This is a genomic window from Variovorax sp. YR216 (assembly GCF_900107745.1).
Classification (GTDB): domain Bacteria; phylum Pseudomonadota; class Gammaproteobacteria; order Burkholderiales; family Burkholderiaceae_C; genus Variovorax.
The window spans coordinates 33,675-48,712 of the sequence record NZ_FNRO01000012.1 but is presented as its reverse complement, the minus strand read 5'-3'; the positions used below and the strand labels follow the sequence as shown (position 1 = coordinate 48,712).

The following is a 15,038-nucleotide window of genomic DNA, read 5'->3' as shown; positions in this document are numbered from 1 at the left end:
GTGTCAGTCCAGGCGGATGTCGTTCTCGCGCGCGATCCGGGTCCAGCGCTTCAGGTCTTCCTGAAGGAACTGCGCGAACTCCGTGTTGGTGTTGGCCACCGGCTCGTAGCCGAGCTGATAGATCTTTGCCTGCACGTCGGGCATCGCCGTGATGCGGCGGATCTCCTGCACGTACTTCTCCACGATCGGCGCGGGCGTGCCGGCCGGCAGGAACATCGCGCCCCAGCCGGGCAAGTTGATGTCCGGATAGCCGAGCTCGGCGAAAGTGGGCAGGTCCGGAAAGGTCTTCAGGCGATTGGGCGAGGCCACCGCGATCAGCTTGACCTTGCCGGAGGTGATCTGGTTGGCATAGAAGCCCACCGAGCCATAGGCCAGTGCAATCTCGCCGCTCGCCACGTCGGTGAAGGACGCGGCCTCCCCCTTGTACGCCGCATGCTTGATGCGGATGCCGGCGGCCTTGTTGAGTCCTTCGCCGATCAGGTGGGCGCCGGAGCCCACGCCGTAGCTGCCGAAGGTGTATTTCTCCGGGTCCTGCTTCGCGAGACGGATGACGCCCGCCAGGTCGTTGGCGGGTAGCGCGGCGTTGGCCGCGAGGGCGATCGGGAAGCTCGCCACCAGCGACACGGGGGCAAGATCGCTCATCTTGTATTGAGGGTTGGACTGCAACACGAGGTTCTGGATGAAGCCGCTGATGGTGAAGAGCGCGGTGTAGCCATCGGCCGGCGACTTGGCGACGTACGAGGTCGCGAGGATCGTGTTGGCGCCCGGCTTCGGCTCGACGATGACCTGCTGCCCCCAGGCCTCGGTGAGCTTGGCCGCGTAAAGGCGTGCCAGCGCGTCCATGTTGCCGCCCGGTGCCGTGGGGATCACGATGCGGATCGGCTTGTTCGGGAAGGGCGCGTTCTGCGCCGCTGCGGGCAACACCGCGCCAAGCGTCAGGGCGGCGGCAAGGAACGCGCGTCGCGCGCGCGTGAAATGCTTCGGCATGCTTGTCTCCTTGTAGGACCGGGGAAATTCACCAGCTCGGCCGGGCGACGCCCTCGCCGAAAGGCTCGTCGCGCTTGCGCACCGCAGCCTTGAATCCGAACGCGGCGACCTCGGCGTCGAAGTCCTTCTTCGCGCGCGAGAGATGGGCGCGTGCATCCATCTCGGCTGCCAGACGGGGCAGGGTGCCGGCACCGGCCAGTTCGAGTGCGAGGTTGACGATGCGCTTCTGGGTCGCCAGCAGATCGGGGTCGACAGTGGCGAGGCGATTCGCGAGCGTCGACACCTCTTCCTCCAGCCTAGCCGCAGGTGCACTCGCAACCACCAGGCCGATGCGGGCCGCGTCGGCGCCGCTCACCACGTCGCCGCTCAACAGCAGGCGCTTGGCCCACTGCGGGCCGACGTTGTAGATCCACATGTGGTTGGGCGGCGAGCCCATGGCGCGCGTCGCGGGGAAGCCGATGCGCGCGTCGTCTGCCGCGATCACCATGTCGCAGTAGAGCGCGAGGTCGGTGCCGCCCGCCACGCAATGGCCGTGCACCTTGGCGATCACCGGCTTGTGCACCACGAAGGCGGTGTGCAGCAGTTCCTGGAAGCGCTCGAGCTTCCAGACGTCGTCGTCGAAGGAGCCGCTGCCGCTGCGGTAGTCGAGCGCAGCATCGCCTTCGGCGGCGTAGCGTGCGTAAGCCGACTTCATGTCGTAGCCCGCGCAGAAATCGGGACCGGCGCCTTCGAGAACGATCACGCTCACACTGCGCAGGTCATCCGCTTCGAGCAGCGCGGCGCGCAGCTCGGTAAGCAACTCCCACGACAGCGCATTGCGCCGGTCCGGCCGGTTGAGGGTGATGCGCGCGACGCGCTCGCGCACCTCGAACACGAGGTGTTCACTGGATTGCAGCCACTTGCCCATGGACCTGCCCTCAGATCCTGCGCCCGGCGTTCTGCCAGAACGGGTCGCGCAATCGCCGCTTGAAGATCTTGCCGCTGTCCTCGCGCGGCAGCGAGTCGTGGAAGTCGATCCGTTTGGGCACCTTGAACTTCGCGAGCCGTTCGAGCAGGTAGGCGCGGATGTCCTCCGGCGTGACCTCTGCGCCGGGCATGCGCTCGACCGCGGCTGCGAGCGATTCGCCGAAGTCGTCGTCGGGAATGCCGAACACGGCGCAATCCTTCACGCCGGGGCATTGGGTCAGCACCATCTCGATCTCGGCCGGGTAGATGTTGGTGCCGCCGAAGATCACCATGTCCGATCGGCGATCGCACAGGTAGAGGCGGCCTTCCTTCATGTAGCCCACGTCGCCCAGGCTGATGAGGCCGTCCCGCTCCACGCTCTTGCGCTTCTCCTCATGGTTGAGATAGGTGAAGTCGGCATAGGCGGGGACGCGGGCGAAGATCTCGCCGGTCTCGCCCTCGGCCAGGCGCTGCCCCGCCTCGTCGTAGAAGGCCATGCGCGTGCCGGGCGTCGGCATGCCGACGCAGCCGGGATGTTCCAGCCAGTCCTGAGGCGTGGCGAGCGTGGCGGTGCCGACTTCGGTGCCGCCGTAAGTCTCGTAGACCACCGGGCCCCACCAGTCCATCAGCTCCTTCTTGACTTCGCGCGGACACGGTGCGCCTGTGTGCGTGACCCATCGCAGCGAGCGCACGTCGTAGCGGTTGCGCACCTCGGGCGGCAGCTTCAGCATGCGCACGAACATCGTGGGCACCATCACCGCGTTGTCGATGCGGTGCTTCTCGATCAGCGAAAGCGTCTCTTCCGGATCGAACTTGGACTGCAGCACCAGCACGTCTGCTGTCATCAGCGCCTGCCGGCCGTAGGCGTTGGGGGATGCGTGGTAGAGCGGGCCACTCACCAGCGCGCGTACCCCGGGCTTGAGTCCGTACACGCTGGCGAACAGCTCGACATAGGCCTTGCTTTCCTCGGGCGTGGCGGGCTCGCGCTTCACGCCTTTGGGATGCCCGGTGGTGCCGGAGGTGTAGATCATCGTCGCGCGGGCGCGGCGCGGCGGTGCCTGCAGCGGCTCGAAGCGCTCGGCCCATTCGCGCCACACCGTGTCGCCCGGCAGGGGCCGCGCGAGTTCGGCCGGGACGCCATAGCGCTGCTGGATCTCTTCGGGTGTCGGCACCACGAAGACCCGGATGCCTGCGGGCACGAGTGCGCGGATCGGTGCAAGCAGGTCGGCATGCGCGACCAGCACCTTCGGCTTCGCGTCTTCCAGCACGTAGATCACCTCTTCCGTGCGGCCATGCCAGTTGAGCGGCACGCCGTAGGCGCCGACTGCTGCTGCGGCCTGCTGCACTTCGAAGAAGGCGAAGTCGTTGCGCAGCAGGAGGGCGACGGTGTCGCCCTCGCTGACGCCAAGCTCGTCGAAGCCGGTGGCTGCCTGCTGCGCCACGCGCAGCACCTCGTCGCGCGTCACGCCGCGGCCGTCGAGGTAGATCATGGGAGTGATGCTCATCGGTGTAGATCTCAATGGAAGGCTGCCGCGAGGCGCGCGGCATGGGCGTCGGCGTCGCCGAACATTTGATCGAGCACGTGGATGCGCCGCAGGTAGTGCCCGACGGCGTATTCCTCTGTCATGCCGATGCCGCCGTGGAGCTGGATTGCGCCGTGCGCCACGTTGCGTGCGTTGCGGGCGACGGACAGCTTCGCGCGGTGCAGGTCGAGGGCGCTGTCTACCGCGCCGGCATCGTCTGCCGCGACGGCCGCCGCCATGGCCATGCTGCGCGTCATTTCGAGGCTGACCAGCATCTCGGAAGCGCGGTGGCGCAGCGCCTGGTTCTCGCCGATCAGGCGGCCGAACTGCTTGCGCGTGCGCAGGTAGTCCATCGCGAGTTCGAAGGCCGCCTGTGCGGCCCCGCTCATGTCGGCGCACACTGCGGCGATGCCTGCGGCCACGGTGCCTTCGATCGCAAGACGGGTGCGAGCCGAGTCTTCGTGGTTGGCCAACGGTTGTGCTGCGGCCTGCTTCAGCACCAGTTCGCTCGCCATCGTGTCATCGACCAGGCGGAACTCGCGCAGCGCGACGCCCGCGTCCTTCGCATCCACGAGGAACAACGCGCAGCCATTCGCGTCGGCCGGCGCACCGGCGACGCGCGCGCTCACGATGAGGTGCCTCGCCAGTCCTCCGGCCAGCACGTTCGACTTGATGCCATCGAGCTTCCAGCCGCCGTCCTTGCGTTCAGCACGCGTCTCCACCCACAGCGGCGCGTGCCGGCCGGCGGGTTCGTCATGCGCCCAGGCCGACACGAGCTCGCCGCTGGCCATGCGGGGGAGCAGTTGTGTCTGTATCGCCTCGTCGGCACCGAGGCGCAGCGCGGTGCCTGCGAGCACGGCGCTGGCCAGGAACGGCTCCATCGAGAGTGAGCGGCCGAAGGCCTGCATCACCGGCAGCAGGTCGCGCGCACGGCCGCCGAAGCCGCCAAGTGCCTCGGGTACCGGCAGTGCCGTCAGGCCCAGCTCGGCCAATCCAGCCCAGGTCTTCTCGTCATGCGCCGCGCCCGAGGCCGTGAGCGCACGACGCTTCTCGAAGCCATAGCGGTCGGTCAGCAGGCGCGCAAGGCTCTCGGTGAGCGCCGCCTGTTCCTCGTTCAGTTCGAAATTCATGTTTGCCTTATCCGACGATGGCCTTGGCCAGGATGTCCTTCTGCACTTCGGTCGTGCCGCCGTAGATGGACGCTGCGCGCGAATAGAAATAGCGCGGTGTGATCGGACCGTGTGCGACCTCGTCCGCGGAACGGCGCTCCAGCCCGCCCGGCCCGGCGATGCGTGCGAGAAGCGCATTGATCTCCTGCTGCAGCTCGGTGCCCTTGAGCTTGAGCACCGACGCGAAGGCGGGCAGGCGCCGCTGTTCGCTGTCGGTGAGCAGGAAGCGCCAGTTGGTGATCTCCAGTGCGCGCGTCTCGGCCTCGAGCATGGCGATGTCCGCGCGCAGCTTGGGGTCGTCGAGCAGCGGCTTGCCGGCCTGCGTGTAGCGTCCGGCGAGTTCGCGCGCGTAGTCGAGTCGTTCGCGGCAGAGGCCGACGTTGGCGATGCCGGTGCGTTCGTTCGACAACAGGAACTTCGCGCAATCCCAGCCTTTGTTTTCCTGGCCGACCAGATTGGCAACGGGCACGCGCACTTCGTCGAAGAAGACTTCGTTGAGATGGTGCTCCCCGTCGATCGAGTAGATCGGCCGGATCGTGATGCCGGGGGTTCGCAGGTCGATCAACAGGAACGAGATGCCCTCCTGCTTGCGGGCTTCGGGATCGGTGCGCACCAGGGCGAATACCCAATCGGCGAGATGCGCGGTGGTGGTCCAGATCTTCTGGCCGTTGACGAGGTAGTGATCGCCTTCGCGGCGCGCGGCTGTGCGCAGCGACGCGAGGTCGGAGCCGGAGCCGGGCTCCGAGAAACCCTGGCAGAACCAGATATCGAGATTTGCCAGTCGCGGCAGGAAGTAGTCGCACTGTGCGGGCGTGCCGAACTTCATCAGCACCGGCCCCAGCATGCCGACGTTGAACACCTGCGGCAGCGGAGCGGGGGCGCGATAGGTTTCGTCGAGCAGGATCAGCCGTTCCATCGGGCCGAGGTCGGCGCCACCGTAGCGTTTGGGCCAGTGGGGCGCGGCCCAGCCGCGCTTGTTGAGGATGCGCTGCCAGGTCACGGTGTCCTGCTTGCGCGGCGGATGGCCGGCGCGCAGGCGTTCGCGGATCTCCGAAGGCAGGTTTTCGCGGATGAAGGTGCGCACCTCGTCACGGAAGGCGCGCTGTTCAGGTGTGAGTTCCAGGTCCATGGCGAATCATCTTATGGTTCAACCAATGAATATGCAATACTGCGGAACCCTCAAAAGGATCTTTCATGACAAACGAATCGCTCTTCCAACCCGTGCGCACGCGCCGTGGCTTCGAGGCCGTGTGCGACCGCATTCGTGAACAGTTGATGAGCGGCGAACTGAAGCCGGGCGATCAGCTCCCCGGCGAGCGCGAGCTGGCCGAGCGCTTCGGCATCGGCCGCGCGGCGGCACGCGACGCGTTGCGCAGCCTGGAGGTCTCGGGCGTGGTGGAGGCGCGCAAGGGCATCCAGGGCGGCTTCTTCATCAGGAACGGCGGCAGCGGCGGGCTTGCACAGACGGTGCAGGACATGGTGTCGCTCGCGCAGGCCTCTCTGGAGAACGTGATGGAGGCGCGCACCGAGATCATCTGCGTGGCGATCCGTCTCGCCTGCCCGCGCGCGACCAACGAGGAGTTCGACGCGATCCAGCGCGACATCGACCTGCACGCCGATCTGTTTCGCCTGGGGCGCGCGTCGCGCAATACGCAGTCGGTGATCGAGTTCTACCGGCTCATCGCGCAGGCCACGCACAACCCGCTGGTGCTGATGATGGTGGATGCCCTGTCGGAGGTGTACCGGGGGATGCTGGCCACCGTGGACCCGCGCCCCAACAAGGACATCATGGTGGTGCGCCAGCGCGTGCTCGACCTCATGCGAAAGCGCAATGCGCAGGCAGCCTCCGACGCTATGGCAGAGCATCTGCGAAGGGTGACGGAATATCTCATCAGCGAGCGCGACAAGAAACACAAGCGCCCCCCGACGCGAGCTGCCAAATAGCGGTCAGCCGGTGACCAGCACCACCTTGCCGGTGGTGCCTCGCGAGGTGATGCTGCGCATCGCCTCCACTGCGCGTCCTAGCGGGTAGCTGCCAGAGACAAGTGGGCGCACGCAACCCTGCTCGTAGTAGTCCAGCACCTGCTGCAGGTTGGCGCGCGCCTCGGTCCAACTGCCGTCGCGCCACACGTCGTAGCGCACGCCGAGGATGTCGAAGCCCTTCACCAGCGGGTAGTTCACCTTGATGTCGGGGATGCGGCCGGAGGTGAAGCCGATCACGAGGTAGCGCCCGTCGAAGGCCATGCAGCGCACCGCCTCATCGAAAGCATCGCCGCCCACCGGGTCGTAGGCCACGTCCACGCCGCGTCCGCCGGTGAGCGCCTTGACCTCTTCGCGCCAATCGGTCCGTGTGTAGTCGATGGCGTGTTCGGCGCCGTGCTTGAGGCACAGGGCGCGCTTCTCGGGCGTGCTGGCGGCGGCGATCACACGCGCGCCCATGGCTTTGCCGAGCTGCACGGTAGCGAGGCCGACGCCGCCGGCCGCGCCCAACACCAGAAGCCATTCACCGGGGGCGAGGCGACCGCGTTGCTTGAGCGCGTAGAGCGTGGTGCCGTAGACGACTGGCGTCGCAGCCGCTTCCTCGAAGGTCATGGCGGAGGGCAGCGCGAACACGCGTGCCGCATCGAGCACGATCTGTTCGGCGAAGCCGCCGCCGCGTGCGTCGGACACGCCCATCACGCGGTCGCCGGCCTTGACCGATCGGACGTCCGCGCCGACTGCCTCGACCACGCCACCCGTCTCGCTGCCGGGCACCCAGGGCAGCGGCGGCTTGATCTGGTGCAGGCCCTCGACCTTCAGCGAATCGGGGAAGTTGACGCCAGCGGCATGCACGCGGACACGCACTTCGTGCGGCAGCAGCGGGCGGGCGGGGATCTCGGCGTAGTCGAGCTGGTCGACAGGCCCGAAATTGCGGCAGACGATGGCTTTCATGGCTGGCATTGTGATGTAAATGGTAGAACCATACAATAATGCGACCAAAATAGGCCGCCAGTCATGTCGACTCACATTCTTTGCCTCGCCGGCGACGCCGCCGTTCACGCCGCATTGCCTCGCCTGCCGGATGCGCAGGCGCACATCTACCGCGTGCTGCGGCACATCCCGACCGATTCGGTGACCGAGGACCAGGCGCGTCGGCCTATCGTGCCGGACGCCGAGCGCATCCACACCATCGTCGAATCCAGCTTTGCCGATCCGGCCGCCCAGGCCCGGGCGCAAGCCGGAGCGCAATGGCGCGCTTTCATGGCCGCAGTCGAAGAGTCGGGCGAGCGCCTGTATGCGTTCGATGCTTGCTCCAACGTGCCGATTGCACCGGTGCATGGCGCAATCGAAGGCGGCTTCCGCCGCTGGATGCTGCTGCGCCGTGCGGCGGCCAGGCCTGACGCCTTCCGCGACGCGTGGTTCGGACGGCATGCCGATCTGGTGAAGCAACTGCCGCGGGTCGATGGCTATGTCCAGAACCTGGTGACGGCACGCTTCGGCGCCGACGGCCAGCCAGCGGAATATGACAGCCTGCAGGTCGACGGCATCGCCGAGGTCTGCTTCGCCGGCGAGCGCGCGATGCTGGAATCCTATTCGACCGACGCGCGTCTGCCGCTCCGCGACGATGGCCGTGCGCTCCTGGCGGGCATCGTCACGCTGCTGGTGCAGGGCACCCGCGCATCATGAATGAGCATCTCGACGAAGTGGACGTGGTGGTGGTCGGCAGCGGTGCCGGCGGCCTGGCCGCAGCCGTGGCCGCGAAGAAGCTCGGGCTGGAAGTGCTGGTCATCGAGAAGGAGCCCTGCTACGGCGGCACGACGGCGCGATCCGGCGGTGTGCTGTGGATTCCGAACAACCCGATCTCCACCTTCAGGCCGGAGCCGGATTCGCCGGAGGATGCGCGCACCTATCTTCGCCACGAGTGCGGTGCGTACTACGACACCCCGCGTGTGGATGCCTTCCTGACGCACGGTCCGCGCATGGTGGACTTCTTCGTGCGTCACACGGACGTGCAACTGATTCCGCTGCCCGATTACCCGGACTATCACGCCGAGAGCCCGGGCGGCCGCACGGCGGGGCGCTCGATCATGGCGGCGCCGATGGATGGCCGGGAGTTGGGCGATCGCGTCCGGCAGTTGCGGCCGCCGCTACGCGAGATCACGTTCGTCGGGATGATGTTCAACTCCAGCGCGGAGATCTCGCACTTCTTCAACGTGACCCGCTCGCTGCACTCGGCCGCGTACGTGGCCCGACGTCTGCTCACGCATGCGAAAGAGATGCTGGTGCACGGCCGTGCGATGCGGCTGACCAATGGCAACGCGCTCGCCGCCCGCCTGGCCAAGAGCGCGTTTGCACTGGATATCCCGCTGTGGCTGCAATCGCCTGCCGTCGCGTTGCTTCGCGACGGCGAGCGCGTCAGCGGCGTGATGGTGGGGCGCCGCGACGGACAGCAGGTGCAGGTGCGCGCGCGCCGCGGCGTAGTGCTCGCAGCCGGCGGCTTTCCGCAAGACGTGGCTCGCCGGGCCGAGTTGTTCCCGCATGCGCCCACCGGCCACGAGCATCATTCCCCCGCACCGCCCGGCAACACCGGCGATGGCCTGCGGCTTGCCGAATCGGTCGGCGGACAAGTCGCGCGCGACCTGCCGAACGCAGGGGCATGGATTCCGGTTTCGCGGGTGCCGCACAGCAATGGCATCACGGGCGTGTTCCCGCACCTCATCGATCGCTACAAGCCGGGCGTGATCGCGGTCAACCGCCGTGGCCAGCGCTTCGTCAATGAAGCCGACTCGTACCACGACGTGGGCGTACAGATGCAAAAGGCCTGTGCAGACGGGGCCGAGGTGGAAGCGTGGCTGATTGCGGATCACCGCACGATCCGCCGGTATGGGCTGGGCTTCGTGAAGCCCTTCCCGCTCCCGCTCGGTTCGCACCTGCGCTCGGGCTATCTGCTTCGCGGCGCCACGCTGGCCGAGCTGGCGGCAAAGGCGGGCATCGATTCGGCGCAACTGCAGGAGACGGTGGCCACCTACAACGCCGGTGCCGTCGACGGCAAGGACCTGCAGTTCCGCCGTGGCTGGCGCGTCTACAACCGCTTCCTCGGTGACCGCACACATCAGCCCAACCCCTGCGTGGCACCGGTCGTAGAGGGGCCGTTCTATGCAGTGAAGATCGTGATGGGCGACCTGGGCACCTTCGCCGGCATTCGCACCGACGCGCATGCACGGGTGCTCGACGGGCAGGGCCGCCCGATCGAGGGCCTATTCGCTGCAGGCAACGACAACGCCAGCGTGATGGGCGGTGGTTACCCGGGCGGCGGCATCACGCTCGGTCCGGCAATGACCTTCGGCTTCGTCGCTGCCGAATTCATGGCGGGACGCACCGGCGCGTCAACGGTGGCGCCGGGCGAGGCCGCGGTGCTCAGTCCATCGTGATGTTGTTGTCCTTCACCACCTTGGCCCACAAGGTGTGGTCGGACACGATGATGTCGCCCAGCGCCTTCGTGCCGCTCTTCGGGACCACGTAGACCGCGCGGAACTTCTCCTGCATGTCCGGCTGCGCGAGCACCTTGGCGATTGCGTCAGCCATCTTCGAGATCACTTGCGGCGGTGTGCCGGTACGCGCGACAAGGCCGAACCACGTCTGGGTGTCGTAGCCCGGAACCACTTCCGAGATGCTGGGCACGTCGGGCAGCAACGGACTGCGCTGGGCGGTCGACACGCCAAGGATGCGCATCTTGCCGTCCTTGACGAACCCGGAGGTCACGGACGACGGGGTCGAGAGCATGTATTTGGTCTGGCCGGCGAGAAGCGCCTGGGCGGACGGCCCCGCGCCGGGGTAGGGCACCATCACCATCTTGTGGATGCCGGCTGCCTCGTGGAAGGCCTCCATTGCAAGCTGGCCGACGCCGCCCAGCGCCGAGGCGCCCCACTCGAGGGAACCCGGGGTGGCACGAGCCTGCTGCACGAATTTCGCAAGTGTGTCGGGCATTGATGGATTCGTCATCAGCACCATTGGCGAGGTGCCGAGCAACGTGACCGGCACGAAGTCCTTTAGCGCGTCGTAGCTCGGTTTGCGCTGCACGAGAGGGACCGTCACGAGGCCGCTGCCATGCAGGAGGAAGGTGTAGCCGTCGGCCGGTTGCTGTACGACATACTGCGAGGCGATCGCGCCGCCGGCGCCGGGCTTGTAATCCATCACCACGGGTTGGCCGAGCAGCTTCTGCAGGGGCTCCTGGATATAGCGGCCGAGCACGTCGTTGGTGCCGCCCGCGGCGGCGGGCACGATGAACTTGATGGGACGATCCGGCCAGCGATCCTGGGCCAGTGCGGGCGCGCTTGCGGCCACGGCGGCGAGCAGGGCGCCCGCGATGAGGGTTCGGCGATACATGACTCAGTCTCCTTGTGGGGCGGGATGATCGGCCGAATTGGCCTAAATGTCTATAGGTCTTACCAAAAGACCACGGGCGGCGTATGATCGAGCCGATGAATACACCCCCCGCCACCCGCACCGTGGCTGAGCGCCAGTTCGATGTCGAGGACGCGCGCGGCCGGACCTACCGTGTGACCCGCTACGTGTGGGAGGAAGAACGCGACGGCGCCTGGATCGAGCTGTGGGACATGCTGCTCACCGCGACCGGCGGCCTGCTGGATGAGCTGCCCGATGGCGGCTATTGCGTCGACGGCACGGGCACTTTCGTGCGCGAAGTGCCGGGCAGCACCCGCACCCGCGCGTCGCGGCAGATGGAGACCATCGTGCCGGCCGGCGCCACCGGGGCGCATTGATGGCGGTCGCGCGACAGGGCCCCCTGGCAGGCTTGCGGGTCGTGGAAATGGCGGGCCTCGCGCCCGGCCCCTTCGCCGCGATGATGCTGGCCGACATGGGCGCAGAGGTGCTGCGCATCGATCGGCCCGACCCTGCCGCGCGTCCCATGCCGCAGCAGTATTGGTTCACCGATCGCAACCGGCGCTCGATCGCGCTGGACCTCAAGACCGAGGATGGGGTGAATCTGGCGCGGCGGCTCATTGGCGGGGCCGATGCGCTGATCGAAGGATTTCGTCCCGGCGTGATGGAGCGGCTGGGGCTGGGGCCAGACGAATGCCTGGCACTCAATCCGCGCCTGGTCTACGGCCGCATGACCGGCTGGGGGCAGGAGGGCCCACTCGCGCAGGCGCCGGGCCATGACATCAACTACATCGGACTGGCCGGCGTGCTCGGTGCCATCGGCCCTGCCGATGGCCCACCCGTCTTGCCGCTGAACCTCGCGGGCGACTTCGGCGGCGGCGGCATGTACCTCGCCTTCGGCATTGCCTGCGGACTGATCGAGGCCGCGCGATCGGGCAAGGGCCAGGTCGTCGATGCCGCGATGGTCGATGGCGCCGCTTCGCTGATGACCTACTTCTACGGCTACATGGCCGGCGGCAAGTGGCCAGGCCGCGGGCGCTCGACGCTCGGCGGCGCGGCGCCGCACTACGGCGTGTACGAGACAAAAGAGGGCAAGTACGTTTCCGTCGGCTCGGCCGAGCCGAAGTTCTATGCGGAGCTGCTGCGTCTCACCGGACTGGACCGGGACCCGGTGCCGGACCGCGCGGATCCCGCGAACTGGCCCGAACTGCGCGAGCGGTTGGCCGCCATCTTCCGCACACGCACCCGCGACGAATGGAGCGCGCTGCTGCAATCGGCCGAGGTCTGCTATGCGCCCGTGCTCGACCTGCGCGAGGCCGCGGCGCATCCGCACAACGTGGCGCGTCGCACCTTCATCGAGATCGATGGGCATGTGCAGCCTGCGCCTGCCCCGCGCTTCTCGCGAACGCCGAGCGCCACGCCGGAGGCTGGCGTCGCGCCAGGGGTGGACGCAAAGGCTGCGCTTCGGGGCTGGGGCCTGTCGGCGGAAGAGGTTGATGCGCTGGTTGCGCGCGGCGTGATTTCCTGAGGCGCCTCAGTCCGTATCGAGCCAATCAGGCGTTGCCTGCCGTTGGCCCTTCAGGGCCGGCGGCTGCGATGCATCGACAGGATCGATGCGCAGCCGGGTGAGGCGCAGGAAGCTGATCTTCCATTCGCCGTCGACCTCGCGGTACTCCTCTTCGTAGTGACCGTAGCCGCGAAACCCGCGGCTGCCCGGCGCCTCCTTCACGGTGCTGCCGTCGGTCCAGTCGACGTAGTCCTCCATCGCCCAGATCACCCGCGCATGAGCGGGCCCCAGCAGGCGGATCTCCGGCATGTGGCAGTGATGCACGGAGATCGTGTTCGCGAGCCGCGTCGACACGCCCTGCACGAATGTCGCCACGTCCGCGCCGGCGGGGGCGGAGCCAAGTCCTTCGAAGCGGCAGTCGGGCATGAACAGCGAGGCGAGCCGCGACCACTGCTTGGTGTCGATGTACCGGCAATAGCGTGCCTTGGTCTCTGCAATGGCCTGCGCGGCCATCAGGCGTTGAAGCGACGGATCGGTCTCTGGCATGCGTGCTCCTTCGATGAATGCGATGAATGCGTTGACGCTTTGAGAATTGCGTAAGTATAATGGTCTTACCAATGATACTTTAGGGTCGCCCTCATGTTCGAACGCCTCGAAAACGACTTCCCGGTTCACACGCCACGCCCTGCCGATGCGCCCGTGGCGCTGGAGGGCATCCGCGTCATCGACTTCAGCCACTTCCTTGCAGGTCCTTTCGCCACCATGATCCTTGGCGACATGGGCGCGGATGTCATCAAGGTGGAGACGCCCGGACGCGGGGATGAATTCCGCCACTACCCACCGGTTCCCGCCGAGGCACCGGCGCAAGGTGCGCCCTATGCATGGGGCAACCGCAACAAGCGCAGCGTGGCGCTCAATCTCAAGAGCCCGGAAGGCGTGGCCGTCGTGAAGGAACTGATCGCGCAGGCCGACGTGCTGTGCGAGAACTTCTCGACGGGCGTGATGGAACGTTTCGGACTCGACTACGCCAGCGTGAAGAAGATCAATCCACAGATCATCTATTGCTCGGTCTCGGCGTATGGCCGCGAGGGCGCCTTCAGCGATCGCCTGGGCTTCGATCCGATCGCGCAGGCGGAAAGCGGCTTCATCTCGATGAACGGCTATCCCGACCGCCAGGGCGTGCGCACGCTGTCGCCGGTGGTCGACATCAGCACCGCGATGATGGCCTGCAATGCCATTCTGGGCGCGTTGCTGGCCCGTGCGCGGACGGGGCAAGGGCAGCAGATCGAGATCGCGCTGTTCGACAACGCGGTGCTGATGACGGGCTACGCCGCCATGCAGCACCTCTACACCGGCGCGCATCCGCAGCGCCACGGCAACACCAGCCCTGACACTTGCCCCTCGGGCGTGTTCATGAGCCAGGACAAACCCTTCTACATCAACTGCGGCAACGACAAGATCTTCCATCGCCTCGCGGCGCAGGTGCTTGAGCGGCCGGACCTGGCGAACGACCCCGTCTACTCGGATCGCAACGGCCGCATGGGCAAGCGCGACGAGATCTTCAAGCTGCTGGAGGAACTGTTCGTGCAGCATCCATGGTCGTACTGGCAGCCGCGCATGCGCGCCGCGCAGATTCCCTGCGGCGAGGTGCGCAGCGTCGGTGATGCACTGCGCTCGCCCGAGGCGAAGGAGCGCGGCCTCGTCACGCGCGTCGAGCATCCAACGCTGGGTTGGATTCCCAACGTACGCCTGCCGATCCTCTACTCGGGCACACCACTGGCGGACCCGAAGGCCGCGCCCGCGGTGGGCCAGCACACGAACGAGGTGCTGACTGAAGTGCTCGGCTACGACGACGCGCGCATCGCGGCGTTGCAGGCCAGTGGCGCGCTGGAACCTGCCGTGGCGCGCCGGCCCGCGCCGGCTACCGCGGAGGCGACCGCGGGATGAAGCAACTCTCACCCGCAGCACCGCGCGCATTGCTGCACACGCGCCGGGTGGAGTGCACGGGGTGGGAGCGCGAGGACGGCCTCTTCGACATCGAGGGTCGCCTGTCGGATGTGCGCGAGTTCGCCCAGGACGGTTCTCGTGGCAATGCGCCGCGCCAGGCTGGCGATCCGGTTCACCTGATGTCGCTGCGCATCACGCTGGACGATCGCTTCACCATCGTGGCGGCGGAAGCCTGCTCGCATCAGGTGCCCTATGCGGACTGCAGCGGCATCAATGCCGCCTACAAGCAATTGGTCGGGCTGCAGATCAAGGGCGGCTTCACCAAGGCGGTGAAGTCGTTGTTCTCAGGCGAGCAAGGCTGCACGCACCTGACCGAACTGCTCGGCCCCATGGCCACGACCGCATTCCAGGCGATCAATCCGGCGCTCGAACGCCGCCGCGTGCAGCGCGGAGAGCCGATCGAAGACCCGAAGTCCGCCGATCGCCTGTTGGGTTCCTGCCACGGCCTGCGCCGCGGTGGTGAGCCCGCGATCATTCGCTGGGGCGACCGCGGCGCCTGAGCGCCGCGGGCCGCAGGTC

Annotated in this window: 15 protein-coding genes; 7 read left to right on the top strand and 8 right to left on the bottom strand. The window is 67.2% G+C overall.

The features are described 5' to 3' along the window. Positions 1 to 3 precede the first annotated feature (3 nt). The 5 genes from BLW05_RS24435 to BLW05_RS24415 are packed head-to-tail and all read right to left on the bottom strand — an operon-like array spanning position 4 to position 5,753. Positions 4 to 987 (bottom strand): Bug family tripartite tricarboxylate transporter substrate binding protein, encoded by a 984-nt coding sequence (locus BLW05_RS24435; RefSeq protein ID WP_093166162.1) that lies wholly within the window; start codon positions 985 to 987, stop codon positions 4 to 6. Between the two features lie 28 nt (positions 988 to 1,015). Further along, positions 1,016 to 1,894, bottom strand: a complete 879-nt coding sequence (locus tag BLW05_RS24430; RefSeq protein ID WP_093166161.1) for a crotonase/enoyl-CoA hydratase family protein — start codon at positions 1,892 to 1,894, stop codon at positions 1,016 to 1,018. 10 nt (positions 1,895 to 1,904) lie between these two features. Beyond that, entirely contained in the window at positions 1,905 to 3,437 is a 1,533-nt protein-coding gene (locus tag BLW05_RS24425) for an acyl-CoA synthetase (protein ID WP_093166160.1), read from the bottom strand. 11 nt (positions 3,438 to 3,448) lie between these two features. Continuing rightward, positions 3,449 to 4,585: an acyl-CoA dehydrogenase family protein gene (locus tag BLW05_RS24420; RefSeq protein WP_093166159.1), complete on the bottom strand. Its 1,137-nt coding sequence runs from the start codon at positions 4,583 to 4,585 to the stop codon at positions 3,449 to 3,451. Positions 4,586 to 4,592: 7 nt separating this feature from the next. Further along, positions 4,593 to 5,753, bottom strand: coding sequence for an acyl-CoA dehydrogenase family protein (locus tag BLW05_RS24415; RefSeq protein ID WP_093166158.1), 1,161 nt, complete (start codon positions 5,751 to 5,753; stop codon positions 4,593 to 4,595). Positions 5,754 to 5,818: 65 nt separating this feature from the next. Here BLW05_RS24415 and BLW05_RS24410 point away from each other — a divergent pair, with 65 nt between their 5' ends. After that, the gene (locus tag BLW05_RS24410) at positions 5,819 to 6,568 is read left to right on the top strand and encodes a FadR/GntR family transcriptional regulator (protein ID WP_093166157.1); all 750 of its coding nucleotides are present in this window, start codon (positions 5,819 to 5,821) and stop codon (positions 6,566 to 6,568) included. 3 nt (positions 6,569 to 6,571) lie between these two features. Here BLW05_RS24410 and BLW05_RS24405 read toward each other — a convergent pair whose 3' ends face one another. Next, on the bottom strand, positions 6,572 to 7,555 hold the full coding sequence (locus BLW05_RS24405; protein ID WP_093166156.1) for an NADPH:quinone oxidoreductase family protein: 984 nt from the start codon (positions 7,553 to 7,555) through the stop codon (positions 6,572 to 6,574). 63 nt (positions 7,556 to 7,618) lie between these two features. On the opposite strand from BLW05_RS24405, the gene BLW05_RS24400 reads away from it, so the two are divergent. Beyond that, complete coding sequence (locus BLW05_RS24400) at positions 7,619 to 8,290, top strand: EthD domain-containing protein (RefSeq protein WP_093166155.1); 672 nt, start codon at positions 7,619 to 7,621, stop codon at positions 8,288 to 8,290. Next, positions 8,287 to 10,035: an FAD-dependent oxidoreductase gene (locus BLW05_RS24395; RefSeq protein ID WP_093166154.1), complete on the top strand. Its 1,749-nt coding sequence runs from the start codon at positions 8,287 to 8,289 to the stop codon at positions 10,033 to 10,035. Before BLW05_RS24400 ends, BLW05_RS24395 begins: the two co-directional genes overlap by 4 nt. On the opposite strand, the gene BLW05_RS24390 is transcribed toward BLW05_RS24395, so the two are convergent. Further along, positions 10,022 to 10,990: a Bug family tripartite tricarboxylate transporter substrate binding protein gene (locus tag BLW05_RS24390; RefSeq protein ID WP_093166153.1), complete on the bottom strand. Its 969-nt coding sequence runs from the start codon at positions 10,988 to 10,990 to the stop codon at positions 10,022 to 10,024. The two genes, BLW05_RS24395 and BLW05_RS24390, sit on opposite strands and share 14 nt — an antisense overlap. A gap of 95 nt (positions 10,991 to 11,085) precedes the next feature. Between BLW05_RS24390 and BLW05_RS24385 the strand changes: the two genes are divergently transcribed. Both BLW05_RS24385 and BLW05_RS24380 read left to right on the top strand, forming a co-directional pair. After that, positions 11,086 to 11,385: a hypothetical protein gene (locus tag BLW05_RS24385; protein WP_143044907.1), complete on the top strand. Its 300-nt coding sequence runs from the start codon at positions 11,086 to 11,088 to the stop codon at positions 11,383 to 11,385. Continuing rightward, positions 11,385 to 12,533 carry a CaiB/BaiF CoA transferase family protein gene (locus tag BLW05_RS24380; protein WP_093166283.1) on the top strand — a complete coding sequence of 383 codons (1,149 nt, stop codon included), beginning with the start codon at positions 11,385 to 11,387 and terminating at the stop codon, positions 12,531 to 12,533. Before BLW05_RS24385 ends, BLW05_RS24380 begins: the two co-directional genes overlap by 1 nt. Positions 12,534 to 12,539: 6 nt before the next feature. On the opposite strand, the gene BLW05_RS24375 is transcribed toward BLW05_RS24380, so the two are convergent. Next, a complete protein-coding gene (locus BLW05_RS24375) occupies positions 12,540 to 13,058 on the bottom strand; it encodes a nuclear transport factor 2 family protein (RefSeq protein WP_093166151.1) in 519 nt (172 codons plus the stop codon). Positions 13,059 to 13,151: 93 nt separating this feature from the next. On the opposite strand from BLW05_RS24375, the gene BLW05_RS24370 reads away from it, so the two are divergent. Together BLW05_RS24370 and BLW05_RS24365 are read left to right on the top strand one after the other, a co-directional pair. Continuing rightward, on the top strand, positions 13,152 to 14,459 hold the full coding sequence (locus BLW05_RS24370) for a CaiB/BaiF CoA transferase family protein (RefSeq protein ID WP_093166150.1): 1,308 nt from the start codon (positions 13,152 to 13,154) through the stop codon (positions 14,457 to 14,459). Beyond that, positions 14,456 to 15,019: a DUF2889 domain-containing protein gene (locus BLW05_RS24365; protein WP_093166149.1), complete on the top strand. Its 564-nt coding sequence runs from the start codon at positions 14,456 to 14,458 to the stop codon at positions 15,017 to 15,019. Before BLW05_RS24370 ends, BLW05_RS24365 begins: the two co-directional genes overlap by 4 nt. Positions 15,020 to 15,038: the final 19 nt, after the last annotated feature.

Excerpts from the sequence above, each read along its gene's own strand:
- BLW05_RS24435 (WP_093166162.1), bottom strand. The coding sequence starts at position 987 with ATGCCGAAGCATTTCACGCGCGCGCGACGCGCGTTCCTTGCCGCCGCC.
- BLW05_RS24430 (WP_093166161.1), bottom strand. The coding sequence starts at position 1,894 with ATGGGCAAGTGGCTGCAATCCAGTGAACACCTCGTGTTCGAGGTGCGC.
- BLW05_RS24425 (WP_093166160.1), bottom strand. The coding sequence starts at position 3,437 with ATGAGCATCACTCCCATGATCTACCTCGACGGCCGCGGCGTGACGCGC.
- BLW05_RS24420 (WP_093166159.1), bottom strand. The coding sequence starts at position 4,585 with ATGAATTTCGAACTGAACGAGGAACAGGCGGCGCTCACCGAGAGCCTT.
- BLW05_RS24415 (WP_093166158.1), bottom strand. The coding sequence starts at position 5,753 with ATGGACCTGGAACTCACACCTGAACAGCGCGCCTTCCGTGACGAGGTG.
- BLW05_RS24410 (WP_093166157.1), top strand. The coding sequence starts at position 5,819 with ATGACAAACGAATCGCTCTTCCAACCCGTGCGCACGCGCCGTGGCTTC.
- BLW05_RS24405 (WP_093166156.1), bottom strand. The coding sequence starts at position 7,555 with ATGAAAGCCATCGTCTGCCGCAATTTCGGGCCTGTCGACCAGCTCGAC.
- BLW05_RS24400 (WP_093166155.1), top strand. The coding sequence starts at position 7,619 with ATGTCGACTCACATTCTTTGCCTCGCCGGCGACGCCGCCGTTCACGCC.
- BLW05_RS24395 (WP_093166154.1), top strand. The coding sequence starts at position 8,287 with ATGAATGAGCATCTCGACGAAGTGGACGTGGTGGTGGTCGGCAGCGGT.
- BLW05_RS24390 (WP_093166153.1), bottom strand. The coding sequence starts at position 10,990 with ATGTATCGCCGAACCCTCATCGCGGGCGCCCTGCTCGCCGCCGTGGCC.
- BLW05_RS24385 (WP_143044907.1), top strand. The coding sequence starts at position 11,086 with ATGAATACACCCCCCGCCACCCGCACCGTGGCTGAGCGCCAGTTCGAT.
- BLW05_RS24380 (WP_093166283.1), top strand. The coding sequence starts at position 11,385 with ATGGCGGTCGCGCGACAGGGCCCCCTGGCAGGCTTGCGGGTCGTGGAA.
- BLW05_RS24375 (WP_093166151.1), bottom strand. The coding sequence starts at position 13,058 with ATGCCAGAGACCGATCCGTCGCTTCAACGCCTGATGGCCGCGCAGGCC.
- BLW05_RS24370 (WP_093166150.1), top strand. The coding sequence starts at position 13,152 with ATGTTCGAACGCCTCGAAAACGACTTCCCGGTTCACACGCCACGCCCT.
- BLW05_RS24365 (WP_093166149.1), top strand. The coding sequence starts at position 14,456 with ATGAAGCAACTCTCACCCGCAGCACCGCGCGCATTGCTGCACACGCGC.